Origin of the sequence: Sulfitobacter sp. THAF37 (genome assembly GCF_009363555.1) — a bacterium.
In the GTDB taxonomy this organism is placed as follows: Bacteria; Pseudomonadota; Alphaproteobacteria; order Rhodobacterales; family Rhodobacteraceae; genus Sulfitobacter.
The window spans coordinates 3,177,455-3,191,244 of the sequence record NZ_CP045372.1; the positions used below are offsets into that span (position 1 = coordinate 3,177,455).

Sequence of the window (13,790 nt, forward strand, 5' to 3'; positions counted from 1 at the left end):
GTCCTTTTAGTTCGACACTTCGGCCGTCTGGACGGCGGAGTCCGCCGCCTCCAGCGCGAGGTCGTAGTTTTCAACAAGCGCGGCGACCGAAGGCCCGATCACGTCCAGCACCAGCGACGGATAGACGCCCAGCAGCAGGGTCATGACCACCAGCGGCGCGAATATCCATTTTTCCCGCCGCGTCATGTCGGTGATCGACCGCAGGCTTTCCTTGATCAGATCGCCCATGACCACCCGGCGATAGAGCCACAGCGCATAGGCCGCCGAGAAGATCACACCGGTGGTCGCCACCGCGGCAACCCAGGTGTTGACCTGGAACGTCCCCATCAGCGTCAGGAATTCGCCCACAAAGCCCGATGTGCCCGGCAGGCCCACGTTCGCCATGGTGAACAGCATGAAGATCAGCGCATAGGCCGGCATCCGGTTCACAAGACCCCCGTAGGCGTCGATGTCGCGGGTGTGCATCCGGTCGTAGATCACGCCGACGCAGAGGAACAGCGCGCCCGAGATGAAGCCGTGGCTGATCATCTGGAAAATCGCCCCATCGACGCCCTGCTGGTTCGCCGCGAAGATGCCCATCGTCACAAAGCCCATGTGCGCAACCGAGGAATAGGCGATCAGTTTCTTCATGTCCTCCTGCACCAGCGCCACGAGGCTGGTATAGACGATGGCAATCGCGCTCATCCACAGGACCAGCGGTGCCAGGACGTCAGACCCCACCGGAAACATCGGCAGCGAGAACCGCAGGAAGCCGTAGCCCCCCATCTTGAGCAGGATCGCCGCCAGCACCACGGACCCTGCCGTGGGCGCCTGAACGTGCGCGTCGGGCAGCCAGGTATGGACCGGCCACATCGGCATCTTGACCGCGAAACTGGCGAAGAAGGCGACGAACATCAGCGTCTGCATCCCGCCGATGACCTGAACACCCAGCAGGCTGAAGCTCTCGGACGCGAAGGTATGGTTCAGCAGGCTGACATCGCAGGCGCCGATGCAGGTGGTGCCCGCGTCCGTATACATCGCCACCATCGCAACCAGCATCAGAACCGACCCGAGGAAGGTATAAAGGAAGAACTTGAAGCTGGCATAGATCCGATTGGCCCCGCCCCAGATGCCGATGATCAGGAACATCGGGATCAGCCCCGCCTCGAAGAAGAGGTAGAACAGGATCAGGTCCAGCGCCATGAAGACACCCAGCATCAGGGTTTCGAGCACCAGAAAGGCGATCATGTATTCCTTGACCCGCGCTTCCACGTTCCAGCTCGCGGCGATGACCAGCGGCATCATGAAGGTCGTCAGCATGACGAACAGGACCGAGATACCATCGACCCCCAGCCGGTATTCCATTCCCAGCAGCCATTCCGCCTCCTCGACGAACTGGAAACCGGTGTTGCCGGGATCGAATTCGAACAGCACGAAAAGCGAGATGACAAAGGTGACGGAAGTGGTGATCATCGCCAGCCACTTGGCATTGCGCGCTGCCGCCGCGTCGTCGCCGCGCAGGAAAACGGCGAGGATCAGCGCCGCGAAGGCCGGCAGGAAGGTAATGATGGAAAGAAGATGCGTGTCCATCAGTGGGACCCTCCGGTCATCGTCATCCATGTGACCAGGACCGCGATCCCGATCACCATGGCAAAGGCATAGGTAAAGATGTAGCCGGACTGCGCCCGACCGGCGAGCCGCGTCAGCCAGGGCACGAAGCCCATCGCGATCCCGTTCAGCGTGCCGTCGATCACGCTGCCGTCGCCGCGCTTCCACAGGAAGCGGCCAATCGCCTTGGCCGGTCGGACAAAGACCACGTCATAGAGTTCGTCGAAGTACCACTTGTTCAACAGGAACTGGTACAGCGGCTGCTGGTTCGCGGCCAGACGACCCGGCATCGTCGGGTTCCAGATGTAGAACCACAGCGCCATCAGCAGGCCCAGCAGCATCGCGATGAAGGGGCTGACCTTGACCCAGACCGGAGCCTCGTGCGCATCCTCCAGCACATGGTTGTCGGGGCCGAAGTACAATGCCCCCTCGCCAGGCGCGCCACCAAAGGCATAGTGGTGTTCCGCGCCCTGCTCTCCTTCCATCACCGCGCCGGCGCCATGGTCGCCATCGACCGGTCCGGTCACGCCGCTGTCCTCCGCGCCTTCGGCGTGGTCGTCACCATGTGCGGCGGCCTCTGCCAGCGGGATGTCGTAGAATTCGGCCACCTCGTCGGCGTGCCCGAAGAAACTGCCGTACCACAACATGCCGGAGAACACCGCGCCCAGGGCCAGAACACCCAGCGGCACCAGCATGACCATCGGGCTTTCATGCGCGTGGTCGTGCGTGTGCTTGTCGCCCCGCGGCTTGCCATGGAAGGTCAGAAAGATCAGGCGCCAGCTGTAGAAGCTGGTCATCGCCGCGGCCACCACCAGCAGCCAGAAGCCGTACATCGACCCACCACCCCAGGCGCTTTCGATGATCGCGTCCTTGCTGAGGAACCCGGCAAAACCGATATGTGTCAGCGGGATGCCGACCCCTGTGATTGCCAGCGTGCCGATCATCATCGCGGCATAGGTATAGGGGATCTTCTTGCGCAGGCCGCCGTAGTTGGTCATGTCCTGCTCGTGGTGCATGGCGTGGATCACCGACCCCGCGCCCAGGAACAGCATCGCCTTGAAGAAGGCATGCGTGAACAGGTGGAACATCGCCGCCGAATACATGCCCACGCCCGCGGCCACGAACATATAGCCCAGCTGCGAACAGGTCGAATAGGCGATAACGCGCTTGATGTCGGTCTGCACCAGACCCACCGTCGCGGCGAAGAACGCAGTCGTTGCGCCGATCACGGTAACAAAGGTCATCGCCTGCGGGGCGAATTCCATCACCGGCGACATGCGGCAGACGAGGAAGACGCCCGCCGTCACCATGGTCGCGGCGTGGATCAGCGCCGACACCGGGGTCGGGCCTTCCATCGCGTCTGGGAGCCAGGTGTGCAGGAAAAGCTGGGCCGACTTGCCCATCGCGCCGATGAACAGCAGGAAGGCTATCAGGTTCGCGGCGTTCCAGTTGGTCCAGAGGAAGGGGATGGTCTGCTCTGCCAGATCCGGCGCGGCGGCAAAGATATCGTCAAAACGGATACTGTCCGTCATCATGAACAGCGCGAAGATCCCGAGGGCAAAGCCGAAATCGCCCACCCGGTTGACCACGAACGCCTTGATGGCCGCGGCATTGGCACTGGGCTTGCGGAAGTAGAACCCGATCAGCAGGTAAGAGGCGACGCCGACGCCTTCCCAGCCAAAGAACATCTGCACCAGGTTGTCGGATGTGACCAGCATCAGCATGGCGAAGGTAAAGAACGACAGGTAGGCAAAGAACCGTGCGCGGTACTGCTCGGTATCCTTGAAATTCTCGTCATGGGCCATGTAGCCAAAGGAATAGAGATGCACGAGGCTCGATACCGTCGTCACCACGATCAGCATGATCGCCGTCAGCCGGTCCAGCCGGATCGACCAGTCGGTGGCCAGCGTGCCGGAATCGATGAACCGCATGATGGCGATATGTTCGGTCGGCCCCTCGAAACCCAGGAACACGATCCACGACAGCAGCGCCGACAGGAACAGCAGCCCGGTCGCGGTCCACTGCGCGGCGGGCTGGCCGATGATCTTCCAGCCGAAACCGCAGATGAGCGAGCCGACGAGGGGCGCGAAAAGGAGAATGATTTCCATGATCCTCAGCCCTTCATCACGTTGACGTCTTCGACGGCGATGGTGCCGCGATTACGGAAGAAACAGACCAGGATCGCCAGGCCGATCGCAGCCTCGGCCGCCGCGACGGTCAGGACAAACAATGTGTAGACCTGCCCCACCAGATCGCCGAGAAAGCTGGAAAACGCGACGAAGTTGATGTTCACCGCCAGCAGCATCAACTCGATGCTCATCAACAGGATGATCACGTTCTTGCGGTTCAGGAAAAGCCCGAAGATGCCGATGACGAAGAGCGTCGCCGCCACCGTCAGGTAATGTTCAAGTCCGATCATGTCGTCCCTCGTCTCGCGCCCTTTTGTCGGGCTTCTAGTCTTTCAGCGCCCGGGGTTCCACCGGGAACGCCCCGTTCAGCCGATTAAACTGTAGCCGCCGAATACGACGATAAGCACCACGATCAGCACAACGATTGTATTTCTAGACATCCGTCCGTCCTTGAGTGTTTTTCGATGCGGGTCCCGTCAGGCGCGGGCACCGGAGTGATTTGCATCCCGCCGGATCAACCGGCGAAATATCCGTTGGCGACCAAAACCGCGACCCCGATACCGATCGCCACCGCTGTCCAGGTGCCCGCATTCAAAGCCCCTGCCCCGATTTCACATCGCGCAGTTCCATCGCCTTGGCCGGATCGCGCATCATCTGCGCGACCACGTCCTGCCGCTTCACGTCCGTCCGGTGGCGCAGCGTCAGCACGATGGCCCCGATCATCGCCACCAGAAGGATCAGACCGGCAAGCTGGAACAGCAGAAAGTACTGGTCGTAAAGGATCAGGCCCAGAGCCTCGGTGTTGAAGGTGTTCGGGTCCGTCACCTGAGCGCGCAGCCCCTCGGCGGCCGCGTTGGTTTCCCAGACGCCAAAGGCCATGACGAACTGCATCAGGATCACAAGACCGATCAGCAGCGCCAGCGGCATGTATTTCGCCATCTCCGCCTTGAGCTGGGCAAAGTCCACATCCAGCATCATCACCACAAAGAGGAACAGCACCGCAACCGCGCCGACGTAGACGATAATCAGCAGCATCGCCACGAATTCGGCCCCCAGCAGCACGAAGAGCCCCGCCGAGCTGAGAAACGCCAGGATCAGCCACAGCACGGAATGCACCGGGTTCCGGCTGACCACCGTGAAAAGCCCGCCCGCGATCACGCAGATGGCAAACAGATAGAATGAAAAAACCGTCATTCCTTTTCCTCTTTCTCGTCCCAGACCTGTCCGGCCAGTTCCATGGCACGGCTCATGGCGGGGACGCCGGCGAAAACCGACATCTGGCCAATCGTCTCGGTGATATGTTGCTTGGTCGCGCCGGCCTCCAGCGCGTGGCGGACGGTCTGGCGCACGGCCACGTCGTTCTGCGCCCCCTGCATCGTCAGCCCGGCGAGCGTCAGGAGCAGCCGTGTGCGCGCGTCCAGCCCGCCCTCGTTGATGGTGTTGCCGAACATCATTTCCATCATGTCCTTCGGCATCGTGCCCATCATGGCCTCGAACACCTTGGGCGAAAAGGCATCCATCGCCGGAAAGGACTTCGCCATCTCCTGCGCCTGGCGCATCATCGCCTCGAAAGGGTTCTTGGGGTCGGTCATCGGTAGGGCGCGTCCAGTTCCAGATTGCGGGCGATCTCGGCTTCCCAACGCTCGCCGTTGGCCAGAAGCTTGGCCTTGTCGTAGTACAGTTCTTCGCGCGTTTCGGTGCTGAACTCGAAATTCGGCCCCTCGACGATGGCATCCACCGGGCAGGCCTCCTGGCAGAAGCCGCAGTAGATGCACTTCGTCATGTCGATATCGTAGCGCGTTGTGCGGCGGCTGCCGTCCTCGCGCGGCTCGGCGTCGATGGTGATCGCCTGCGCGGGGCAGATCGCCTCGCACAGTTTGCACGCGATGCAGCGTTCCTCGCCGTTGGGATAGCGGCGCAGGGCGTGTTCACCCCTGAAACGCGGGGAAAGCGGCCCCTTTTCATGCGGGTAGTTCACCGTCGGCTTCGGACGGAACATCTGCTTGAACCCCAGCGCAAAGCCCTTGGCGAAATCCTGCAGCAGGAAATACTTGGCGGCGCGGGAATAGTCGATTTGTGTCATGTCAGCCTCCTACGGGCCAGCGGGCATAGATGCCCCAGAACCATTCGAATTTTGCCGCGAATGCCACGAAAACCACCCAGAACAGCGAGAACGGGAGGAAGACCTTCCAGCCTAGCCGCATCAGCTGGTCGTAGCGGTAGCGCGGTGTGATCGCCTTGACCATGGCGAACATGAAGAACACCAGCAGCATCTTCAGGAACATCCACAGGAACCCGTCCGGCAGGAACGGCACCGGCGACAGCCAGCCGCCCAGGAACAGCAGTGACACCAGCGCGCACATCAGTACCACGGCCACAAGTTCGCCGATCATGAACAGCAGGAACGGCGTCGAGGAATATTCAACCTGGTAGCCCGCCACCAGCTCTGATTCCGCTTCCGGCAGATCGAAGGGCGGGCGGTTGGTTTCCGCCAGCGCCGAAATGAAGAAGAGGATCAGCATCGGGAAATGCGGCAGGAAATACCAGTTGAAGATCCCCCCGGCCCCTTCCTGTGCCGCGACGATGGAGGAGAAGTTCATCGACCCGGTCGAGATGATGACCCCGATGATGATCAGACCGATGCTGACCTCGTAGGAGATCATCTGCGCGGCAGAGCGCAGCGAACCGAGGAAGGGGTATTTCGAGTTCGACGCCCAGCCACCCATGATCACGCCGTAGACTTCGAGCGAGGAAATCGCGAAGACATATAGGATCGCCACGTTGATGTCGGACAGCACCCAGCCTTCGTTGAACGGAATGACCGCCCAGGCAATCAGCGCCATGACCAGGCTGACCATCGGCGCCAGAAGGAACACCGCCCGATCCGCCCCGGCGGGGATCACCACTTCCTTGACCACATATTTCAGCAGGTCGGCAAAGCTTTGCAGCAGGCCGAAGACCCCTACCACGTTGGGCCCGCGCCGCATCTGCACCGCGGCCCAGATCTTGCGGTCCGCATACATCAGGAAGGCAAGGCAGACCAGCAATGGCAACAGGATCAAAAGGACCTGCCCCGTAATCAGCAGCCCGATTCCCAACCCCGTGTTCGTAAAGAAGTCAGCCATTGTCCCTCACACCGTCGGTATGCCTTTTTCCACGCAGTTCTGCGTGGTCACTTCGGCATCAATTGTCTTTATGCCCCGTGGCAAGCTTGGCGAGATCGTATAAACAGCATCCGCCCGCCAGATGCCACCCTCTTGCACGACATTTGTGCGCACGTGACGCGCAAATCCGTAGCCGCGGATAAGGGTATAGCGCGCGGCGGCGCATTCGGCATAGTCCGCCACATCCTGCGTGCTGAGCGCCTTGGTCATCGCCACATTGAACTGCACCAGATCGCCGTCCAGCAACACGGTTTCCACCCCTTTGTATTCAGGGATGAAATCCGATGCCACGGGCACCTGCGGTTCACATGCACCCAAGGTCATCATCGCAAGAACGGCTCCTGCTCTCACTCCGCCGCCATGGGTTTGGCACGGCGCGCCGCGGCATTGGCTGACAGTTCAGCCATCAACTGGCTGGCCCGCGCGATCGGATTCGACAGATAGAAGTCGGCGATCGCTGCGCTGAACGCCGCGCTGTCGAGCGCGCCCTGCTCAAGCGGCTGCCAGTCATTCTCGGCCACCACGTCCACGTCACCCAGATGCGGCACCGCGTCCACCAGCGCCCGGCGCAGCGCCGCAAGGGAATCGAACGGCAGCGTCGCGTCCATCTCGGCGCTCAATGCGCGCAGAATGGCCCAGTTTTCCTTGGCCTGACCGGGGGCAAAGCTGGCGCGTTGCGCAACCTGCGGGCGGCCTTCGGTGTTCACGAACAGCCCTGATTCTTCGGTATAGGCCGCACCCGGAAGGATGATATCCGCGCGGTGCGCACCCCGGTCGCCATGGCTGCCCTGATAGATCACGAAAGGACCGGCAGGGATATCGCCCTCGTCGGCGCCCAGGTTGTAGATCACCTCTGCCCCGTCAAGCGCGGCACTGATGCCACCGTCGGTCACAGCGCCCACATCCATCGCGCCGACGCGGCTTGCCGCCGTGTGCAACACCATAATGGAAGATTTCGTCGCATCGGCCAGTGCCATGGCCGCGGCCAGCACCGCCTCGCCATCCTGACGCGCCAAGGCGCCCTGACCGACGATGATCATCGACGGCGTGTCCTGAACGTCCGTGTGGTCCCGGCCCAACAGCTCTGTCAACATGTCCGGGCCAGTACCAAGATGATCATACTCATAAGTCAGATCAGCAGCTTCGCCGATCACGCCCACATTGGCACCCCTGGTCCATGCCTTGCGGATTCGCGCGTTGAGCACGGGCGCCTCGATGGCCGGATTTGTACCGATGAGCATGATCGCCCTGGCGTCGTCGATATCCTCGACCCTGGCGGTGCCGACATAGGCCGACCGGTTGCCCGCAGGCAGTTTCGCGCCATCGGTGCGGCATTCCACCGAACCGCCCTGGCTTTCGACCAGCTGTTTCAACGCATAGGCCGCTTCGACCGAGGACAGATCACCGACCAGCCCCGCCACCTTTTTGCCCTTCATCGCGGCAGCCGCTGCCGCCAGCGCCTCGGGCCAGTCCGCCTTGCGCAGCTTGCCGTTCTCGCGAATGTAGGGCGTATCGAGCCGCTGGCGGCGCAGCCCGTCCCAGACAAAGCGGGTCTTGTCGGAAATCCATTCCTCGTTCACGCCGTCATGGTTGCGCGGCAGCATACGCATCACTTCGCGGCCCTTGGTATCCACCCGGATATTCGACCCCAGCGCATCCATCACGTCGATGGATTCGGTCTTGGTCAATTCCCAGGGACGCGCGGTGAAAGCATAAGGCTTGCTGACCAGCGCGCCCACGGGGCACAGATCAATGATGTTGCCCTGCAGGTTGCTTTCGAGCGTTTCGCCCAGATAGCTGGTGATCTCGGCATCTTCGCCGCGGCCGGTCTGGCCCATCTTGTGCACGCCGGCCACTTCGGTCGTGAAGCGCACGCAACGGGTGCAGGAGATACAGCGCGTCATATGCGTCCCCACTAGCGGACCGAGATCAAGGTCCTCGGTCGCCCGCTTGGGTTCACGGTAGCGCGAGAAATCCACGCCATAGGCCATTGCCTGATCCTGCAGATCGCATTCGCCGCCCTGGTCGCAGATCGGGCAATCCAGCGGGTGATTGATCAGCAGAAACTCCATGACGCCCTCGCGGGCCTTCTTGACCATCGGGCTGTTGGTTTTCACCACCGGTGGCTGTCCTTCGGGACCGGGGCGCAGATCCTTGACCTGCATCGCGCAACTTGCCGCCGGTTTCGGCGGGCCGCCCACGACCTCTACCAGACACATGCGGCAGTTGCCGGCAATCGAAAGCCGCTCGTGATAGCAGAAACGCGGGATCTCGACCCCCGCCTGCTCGCACGCTTGAATGAGCGTCATCGCCCCTTCGGTTTCGACTTCCTTGCCATCGATGATGATCTTGCGCAGGTCGCTCATAGGTTCACTTTGCTCTCAGTAACGAACCGATCCGGCTCTGTTTTTGAATCTCTTCGAGTCCAAGCGCACAATAGCTTTGTGGATTGGAAGTATCGACCCCCCTCGCCTTGAAAAACGCCCGCCCACGGGCCTTCAGGCGCTCTTTTTCCGCGTCGCTTTTCCGATAGGCATCTATTTCCGCATCGGTATAGCCCAGGTCGTTGGCCTGACCCTTCAACCGCCACAGGAACGCGGTGGCCTTGATCAGCCGCGCGTCGATCGTGGGGCAGTTGTCGCGTATGGCGTCGGCAATGCCCACATCCAGCAGCGCATCGTCGATCGCGGCCACCTCCCGCAGCGGCGGCTTGGCCGCGACAGGGGCGGCAAACATTGCGAAACCCAGAAAGGCAATCATTATCACACGCATCTCATTCTCCTTTGGAAACCGTCAGACAGCTGGGGGCAACCGCATTGATATGCAATAACCAGCGTCCCGGACGGCCAGTTTCCGCAGGTTTCGGCCCGGGCCGCCCTATTGCGCCTGCGGACAGGTGCCGCGGTACGTCAGCGTATCGTTGACGATGCTCAGCTGGTCCGCCGGGGTGTCGGGGCCAACGTCCCAGTCGATGTCCGAACTGCCATAGGTGCCGACGCAATACGCATTCGCCGCATGCAGCGCCGCGCCCCGCGCCCCTTGGAAGGACTGGGAAACGCCGCGCACCGTGGCGATGAACTCGTCGCGCTGCCGGTCCACCCGCTTGACCTTGGTGCGGAAATACTTGCCGTCAAAGGCAATGCGGTTCTTGTTGTCGGAACAGCCCGCCACCAGGGCGGCGCAGAGCAGCGCGATGACGCAGTTTCGGGTCTTCTTCATTTCTGAACTCTCGAATGGGTGGGCCGTTGCGCTTCCGCCTTGTCGATCACGACAATGGAATCGTGCACATGCACCCCACTGATTTCGCGCTTCATCTCGGGAATATGCGCAGGTTTGTTGTTGTGATACCACATGTGCATGTCGTCAATCATCCTGCGCACCGTGTTATAGAAATTCTCCGGCGCGTCAAAGCCACCACCGAAGCGCGGATAATACGCGGTGTGCAGATCCTCGATCATATAGGTGCCGCCGGTGGTCAGCAGCGGGAACAGCACGCGCAGAGACGCCTCGATATGCGGCATCCGGTGGCTGCCATCGTCCAGCACCACATCAATGCCGCCCATTTCCTCGACCACGGCGGCCAGGAATTCGGGATCGTCCTGCGATCCGATGCGCACCATGCCGGACTGGCCGTCGTATTGCGCACAATCGGGATTGATGTCGATTCCGCACAGCACCGCATCGGCCCCAAGGTACCGCCGCCACATCTGCAGCGACCCGCCGTTGTTCACCCCGATCTCAAGGAATTTTACGGGCGTGTCCCGGTAGCGGCTGAAATAGCGGTCATAGAGCGGCAGGTAGTGATGCCACTTGTGCACCTTGACCCCCTCGTTCCGCGCATAGATATCCAGCAGGTCCCCGTCAAAACCGTAGCGTTCCCGGATGTCGGCCGCGACATCCCCGTCTTCGGGAAATCTGAACTTCTTCATCTGCGGTCTCCTGCTCTGCCCGCGGGGTTTGCCCCTTGTTTCCGAACATATCCGCCAATTTCCTGCGTCAGGCAACCTTTGACTGTGCCGCGGAAATCCGCGTCAGAGCACCGTCCAGACGGCCATCCCGACCAGTCCCAGCACACACAGGAAGCCGACCATCCAGACCGCGGATCGCAGGGGCTGGATTTCCGTTCCGATATGGACAGCCGCAACGGCGACACGCGAGACGAGAAAGACCGCCGCCAGCAGGTTGACCCAGAACGGGTTGGCCCCGGCCAGTATCGCGGCGACGGTGGCACCGATGAAGGGACCGGACATTTCCATCGCATTGGCAAACGCGCGCCCCCGGCGGTAGACGACATTGCTGTAGTCACGCTTGGGATGGCCGCAGGCACAGGTGTTCTCAGCCGTCTTGCCCCGCGTGGCGATCATGCCCAGAACAATGCTGACGACGGACCAGAGGGCCAGCGACATGATCGCATGGCCATAGGCCTCGAAACCCGCCATTATTCCGCCGCCACGGCGCTGACGCGACCTGTCCGCTTGTGCTTGATACGGTCTTCAATTTCGTCCCGGAAGTGGCGGATCAGGCCCTGGATCGGCCAGGCGGCGGCGTCACCCAAGGCACAGATCGTGTGGCCCTCGACCTGCTTGGTCACGTCAAGCAGCATGTCGATTTCCTCGGGTTCCGCATCACCCTTCACCAGCCGGTCCATAACCCGCATCATCCAGCCCGTGCCTTCGCGGCAGGGCGTGCACTGGCCACAGCTTTCGTGCTTGTAGAACTTGGAAAGGCGCCAGATCGCCTTGATCACATCGGTTGAATTGTCCATCACGATGACCGCCGCGGTGCCCAGCCCCGACCGCTGCTCGCGCAGATAGTCGAAGTCCATGATCGCGTCTTTCATCTGCGAACCGGGGATGAGCGGCACCGAAGAGCCGCCGGGGATCACCGCCTTGAGGTTGTCCCAGCCCCCGCGGATGCCGCCGCAATGAGTCTCGATCAACTCTTCGAAGGTGATCGACATCGCCTCTTCGACGACGCAGGGGTTGTTGACGTGGCCCGAGACCGCGAACAGCTTGGTGCCCGCGTTGTTGGCCCGTCCGAAGCCCGCGAACCATTCCGGCCCGCGCCGCAGGATCGTTGGCACCACGGCGATGGATTCCACGTTGTTCACCGTCGTCGGGCAGCCATAAAGCCCCGCGCCCGCCGGGAACGGCGGCTTCATGCGCGGCATGCCCTTCTTGCCCTCCAGGCTTTCCAGCAGGGCCGTTTCCTCGCCGCAGATGTAAGCGCCCGCGCCATGCGTGAGGTAAAGGTCGAAATCCCAGCCGGACTTCGCCGCGTTCTTGCCCAGCAGGCCCGCGTCGTAGGCCTCGTCGATGGCCGCCTGAAGCGCCTCGCGCTCGCGGATGTATTCGCCGCGGATGTAGATGTAACAGGCATGCGCATTCATCGCGAAGGACGCGATCAGGCAGCCCTCGATCAGGGTATGCGGATCATGGCGCATGATCTCGCGGTCCTTGCAGGTGCCCGGTTCGGATTCGTCCGCATTGATCACCAGATAGGCCGGGCGCCCGTCGCTTTCCTTGGGCATGAAGGACCACTTGAGCCCCGTAGGAAAGCCCGCGCCGCCCCGGCCACGCAGCCCGCTGGCCTTCATCTGGTCGATGATCCAGTCGCGGCCCTTATGGATGATCCCGGCGGTGCCGTCCCAGTGGCCGCGCTGCTGCGCGCCCTTCAAAGTGCGGTCGTGCATCCCGTAGATGTTGGTAAAGATGCGGTCCTGATCTGCAAGCATCGCTGCGTCCCTTACGTTTGACCGGCCCTGCACAGGCCGGATTGTCTGGTGCCCCAGGCTGGGGGCGTTTTATCTGTCGTCGGCTGACCGTCTGGCCTGCCATATCTGATAGGTCAGCACCAGCGCCCAGAACAGCGCCGCAAGCGCGGCAAAGTCGATCAGCAGTGCGTAGCGCCCCGGCAGGCCCATTGCCGGACCGGCCCAGTTCGCCGCGATCCAGAACAGCATCGTGCCGGCGACAACCAGCGCCACAACCTGCCCCTTGCGGGACAGCGCACTCTCCTCCTGCTCATTCATCGGCGGTCAACACCCTTCGCGTTCCTATTTCTTCTTCTTCCGGGAAAACTCGGTCTCGCCGCCCTTGGCGAGGATCTTGGCCTGGCTCATCCAGTCGTCGCGTTCGATGCGGCCCTTGAAGCGCAGGCGCTCGTCCACCCAGGCGATTTCCTTCTTGCGCCAACCGGCGACCTGGCTGAAATGCCAGATGCCGAGTTCGTTCAAGGTCTGTTCCAGCTTGGGGCCGACGCCGCTGATCAGTTTGAGGTCGTCCGCACCTTCGGGGCGCGGGGCGTCCAGCAGTTCGGGCTTGCCGTCCGGGGCCACCGCCGCACGCTTGGCCTTTGGCTTGTCCGCGGGCTGGGCCGTCTCAGACGTCTCGGAAACGCCAGGCGCTGCCGCAGCCGCCGCCTTGGCCGAGGCTTGCGCCTTGGCCGGGGCATCGGCATCCGGGACGGTGTCACCGTCTTTCTGGTATTTCCAGCTGCCCTTGCGCGCGGCCAGTTCGGCCTGGCCTGGCAGAAATGCGGATGGCTTCACCGCCGAGGCTGACGCGTCCTTTGCCTTGTCGGCAGCAGGCTTGGACGCCTCCTGTTCGACCGGTTTTTCATCCGGCGTCCGGGAAGCCGTCGCCGGGGCCGCTGCCGCGGGGGCCGAAGTGGGCGCCGCCGGGGCAGATGCAGATGCAGGTTCAGATGCAGGCGACGCCTTCGATCCGGAACAGGCAACAAGGGACAGGAACAGGCCGACAATCAGGGCAATGACGACGGCCAGCACGAATGAGGCCGCGAACCCCCATGACGAAACCAGCCAGACAACCACGCCAATGACGAGGCCGCCTAACACGGCCAATGCCCAACTTTTCGCCGTGCAGCTCATCGAAGTGTCAGTCTCAGCCAT

Annotated in this window: 16 protein-coding genes; all 16 read right to left on the reverse strand. The window is 62.1% G+C overall.

What is annotated here, in order from left to right:
• Positions 1–6: 6 nt before the first annotated feature.
• Complete coding sequence (locus FIU94_RS15540) at positions 7–1,569, reverse strand: NADH-quinone oxidoreductase subunit M (RefSeq protein ID WP_152466640.1); 1,563 nt, start codon at positions 1,567–1,569, stop codon at positions 7–9.
• Positions 1,569–3,695 carry an NADH-quinone oxidoreductase subunit L gene (gene nuoL, locus FIU94_RS15545; RefSeq protein ID WP_152466641.1) on the reverse strand — a complete coding sequence of 709 codons (2,127 nt, stop codon included), beginning with the start codon at positions 3,693–3,695 and terminating at the stop codon, positions 1,569–1,571. Before nuoL ends, FIU94_RS15540 begins: the two co-directional genes overlap by 1 nt.
• A 5-nt stretch (positions 3,696–3,700) precedes the next feature.
• Positions 3,701–4,006: an NADH-quinone oxidoreductase subunit NuoK gene (nuoK, locus tag FIU94_RS15550; protein ID WP_025048953.1), complete on the reverse strand. Its 306-nt coding sequence runs from the start codon at positions 4,004–4,006 to the stop codon at positions 3,701–3,703.
• 301 nt (positions 4,007–4,307) lie between these two features.
• Complete coding sequence (locus FIU94_RS15555; RefSeq protein ID WP_152466642.1) at positions 4,308–4,910, reverse strand: NADH-quinone oxidoreductase subunit J; 603 nt, start codon at positions 4,908–4,910, stop codon at positions 4,308–4,310.
• Complete coding sequence (locus FIU94_RS15560) at positions 4,907–5,308, reverse strand: carboxymuconolactone decarboxylase family protein (protein WP_152466643.1); 402 nt, start codon at positions 5,306–5,308, stop codon at positions 4,907–4,909. The genes FIU94_RS15555 and FIU94_RS15560 overlap by 4 nt, the downstream gene beginning before the upstream one ends.
• Entirely contained in the window at positions 5,305–5,799 is a 495-nt protein-coding gene (gene nuoI, locus FIU94_RS15565; protein WP_152466644.1) for an NADH-quinone oxidoreductase subunit NuoI, read from the reverse strand. Before nuoI ends, FIU94_RS15560 begins: the two co-directional genes overlap by 4 nt.
• Before the next feature lies 1 nt (position 5,800).
• A complete protein-coding gene (gene nuoH / locus FIU94_RS15570) occupies positions 5,801–6,841 on the reverse strand; it encodes an NADH-quinone oxidoreductase subunit NuoH (protein WP_152466645.1) in 1,041 nt (346 codons plus the stop codon).
• 6 nt (positions 6,842–6,847) lie between these two features.
• Positions 6,848–7,207: a hypothetical protein gene (locus tag FIU94_RS15575; protein ID WP_152466646.1), complete on the reverse strand. Its 360-nt coding sequence runs from the start codon at positions 7,205–7,207 to the stop codon at positions 6,848–6,850.
• Between the two features lie 20 nt (positions 7,208–7,227).
• Positions 7,228–9,246 (reverse strand): NADH-quinone oxidoreductase subunit NuoG, encoded by a 2,019-nt coding sequence (nuoG, locus tag FIU94_RS15580; RefSeq protein ID WP_152466647.1) that lies wholly within the window; start codon positions 9,244–9,246, stop codon positions 7,228–7,230.
• Between the two features lie 4 nt (positions 9,247–9,250).
• Positions 9,251–9,652: a DUF5333 domain-containing protein gene (locus FIU94_RS15585; RefSeq protein ID WP_152466648.1), complete on the reverse strand. Its 402-nt coding sequence runs from the start codon at positions 9,650–9,652 to the stop codon at positions 9,251–9,253.
• Positions 9,653–9,757: 105 nt separating this feature from the next.
• Entirely contained in the window at positions 9,758–10,099 is a 342-nt protein-coding gene (locus tag FIU94_RS15590) for a hypothetical protein (protein WP_152466649.1), read from the reverse strand.
• Positions 10,096–10,809 carry a class I SAM-dependent methyltransferase gene (locus FIU94_RS15595; protein WP_152466650.1) on the reverse strand — a complete coding sequence of 238 codons (714 nt, stop codon included), beginning with the start codon at positions 10,807–10,809 and terminating at the stop codon, positions 10,096–10,098. The genes FIU94_RS15590 and FIU94_RS15595 overlap by 4 nt, the downstream gene beginning before the upstream one ends.
• Before the next feature lie 102 nt (positions 10,810–10,911).
• On the reverse strand, positions 10,912–11,319 hold the full coding sequence (locus FIU94_RS15600) for an MAPEG family protein (protein ID WP_152466651.1): 408 nt from the start codon (positions 11,317–11,319) through the stop codon (positions 10,912–10,914).
• Entirely contained in the window at positions 11,319–12,614 is a 1,296-nt protein-coding gene (gene nuoF / locus FIU94_RS15605; RefSeq protein ID WP_152466652.1) for an NADH-quinone oxidoreductase subunit NuoF, read from the reverse strand. The genes FIU94_RS15600 and nuoF overlap by 1 nt, the downstream gene beginning before the upstream one ends.
• 69 nt (positions 12,615–12,683) lie before the next feature.
• On the reverse strand, positions 12,684–12,911 hold the full coding sequence (locus tag FIU94_RS15610) for a DUF5337 domain-containing protein (RefSeq protein ID WP_152466653.1): 228 nt from the start codon (positions 12,909–12,911) through the stop codon (positions 12,684–12,686).
• 24 nt (positions 12,912–12,935) lie between these two features.
• On the reverse strand, positions 12,936–13,790 hold the full coding sequence (locus FIU94_RS15615; RefSeq protein ID WP_152466654.1) for a hypothetical protein: 855 nt from the start codon (positions 13,788–13,790) through the stop codon (positions 12,936–12,938).

What these genes read in the sequence shown, in the direction of transcription:
- nuoG (WP_152466647.1), bottom strand. Translation starts at nt 9,246, where the DNA reads ATGAGCGACCTGCGCAAGATCATCATCGATGGCAAGGAAGTCGAAACC.
- FIU94_RS15555 (WP_152466642.1), bottom strand. Translation starts at nt 4,910, where the DNA reads ATGACGGTTTTTTCATTCTATCTGTTTGCCATCTGCGTGATCGCGGGC.
- FIU94_RS15585 (WP_152466648.1), bottom strand. Translation starts at nt 9,652, where the DNA reads ATGCGTGTGATAATGATTGCCTTTCTGGGTTTCGCAATGTTTGCCGCC.
- nuoL (WP_152466641.1), bottom strand. Translation starts at nt 3,695, where the DNA reads ATGGAAATCATTCTCCTTTTCGCGCCCCTCGTCGGCTCGCTCATCTGC.
- FIU94_RS15610 (WP_152466653.1), bottom strand. Translation starts at nt 12,911, where the DNA reads ATGAATGAGCAGGAGGAGAGTGCGCTGTCCCGCAAGGGGCAGGTTGTG.
- FIU94_RS15560 (WP_152466643.1), bottom strand. Translation starts at nt 5,308, where the DNA reads ATGACCGACCCCAAGAACCCTTTCGAGGCGATGATGCGCCAGGCGCAG.
- FIU94_RS15595 (WP_152466650.1), bottom strand. Translation starts at nt 10,809, where the DNA reads ATGAAGAAGTTCAGATTTCCCGAAGACGGGGATGTCGCGGCCGACATC.
- nuoH (WP_152466645.1), bottom strand. Translation starts at nt 6,841, where the DNA reads ATGGCTGACTTCTTTACGAACACGGGGTTGGGAATCGGGCTGCTGATT.
- FIU94_RS15575 (WP_152466646.1), bottom strand. Translation starts at nt 7,207, where the DNA reads ATGATGACCTTGGGTGCATGTGAACCGCAGGTGCCCGTGGCATCGGAT.
- FIU94_RS15615 (WP_152466654.1), bottom strand. Translation starts at nt 13,790, where the DNA reads ATGGCTGAGACTGACACTTCGATGAGCTGCACGGCGAAAAGTTGGGCA.
- nuoK (WP_025048953.1), bottom strand. Translation starts at nt 4,006, where the DNA reads ATGATCGGACTTGAACATTACCTGACGGTGGCGGCGACGCTCTTCGTC.
- FIU94_RS15600 (WP_152466651.1), bottom strand. Translation starts at nt 11,319, where the DNA reads ATGGCGGGTTTCGAGGCCTATGGCCATGCGATCATGTCGCTGGCCCTC.
- nuoI (WP_152466644.1), bottom strand. Translation starts at nt 5,799, where the DNA reads ATGACACAAATCGACTATTCCCGCGCCGCCAAGTATTTCCTGCTGCAG.
- FIU94_RS15590 (WP_152466649.1), bottom strand. Translation starts at nt 10,099, where the DNA reads ATGAAGAAGACCCGAAACTGCGTCATCGCGCTGCTCTGCGCCGCCCTG.
- nuoF (WP_152466652.1), bottom strand. Translation starts at nt 12,614, where the DNA reads ATGCTTGCAGATCAGGACCGCATCTTTACCAACATCTACGGGATGCAC.
- FIU94_RS15540 (WP_152466640.1), bottom strand. Translation starts at nt 1,569, where the DNA reads ATGGACACGCATCTTCTTTCCATCATTACCTTCCTGCCGGCCTTCGCG.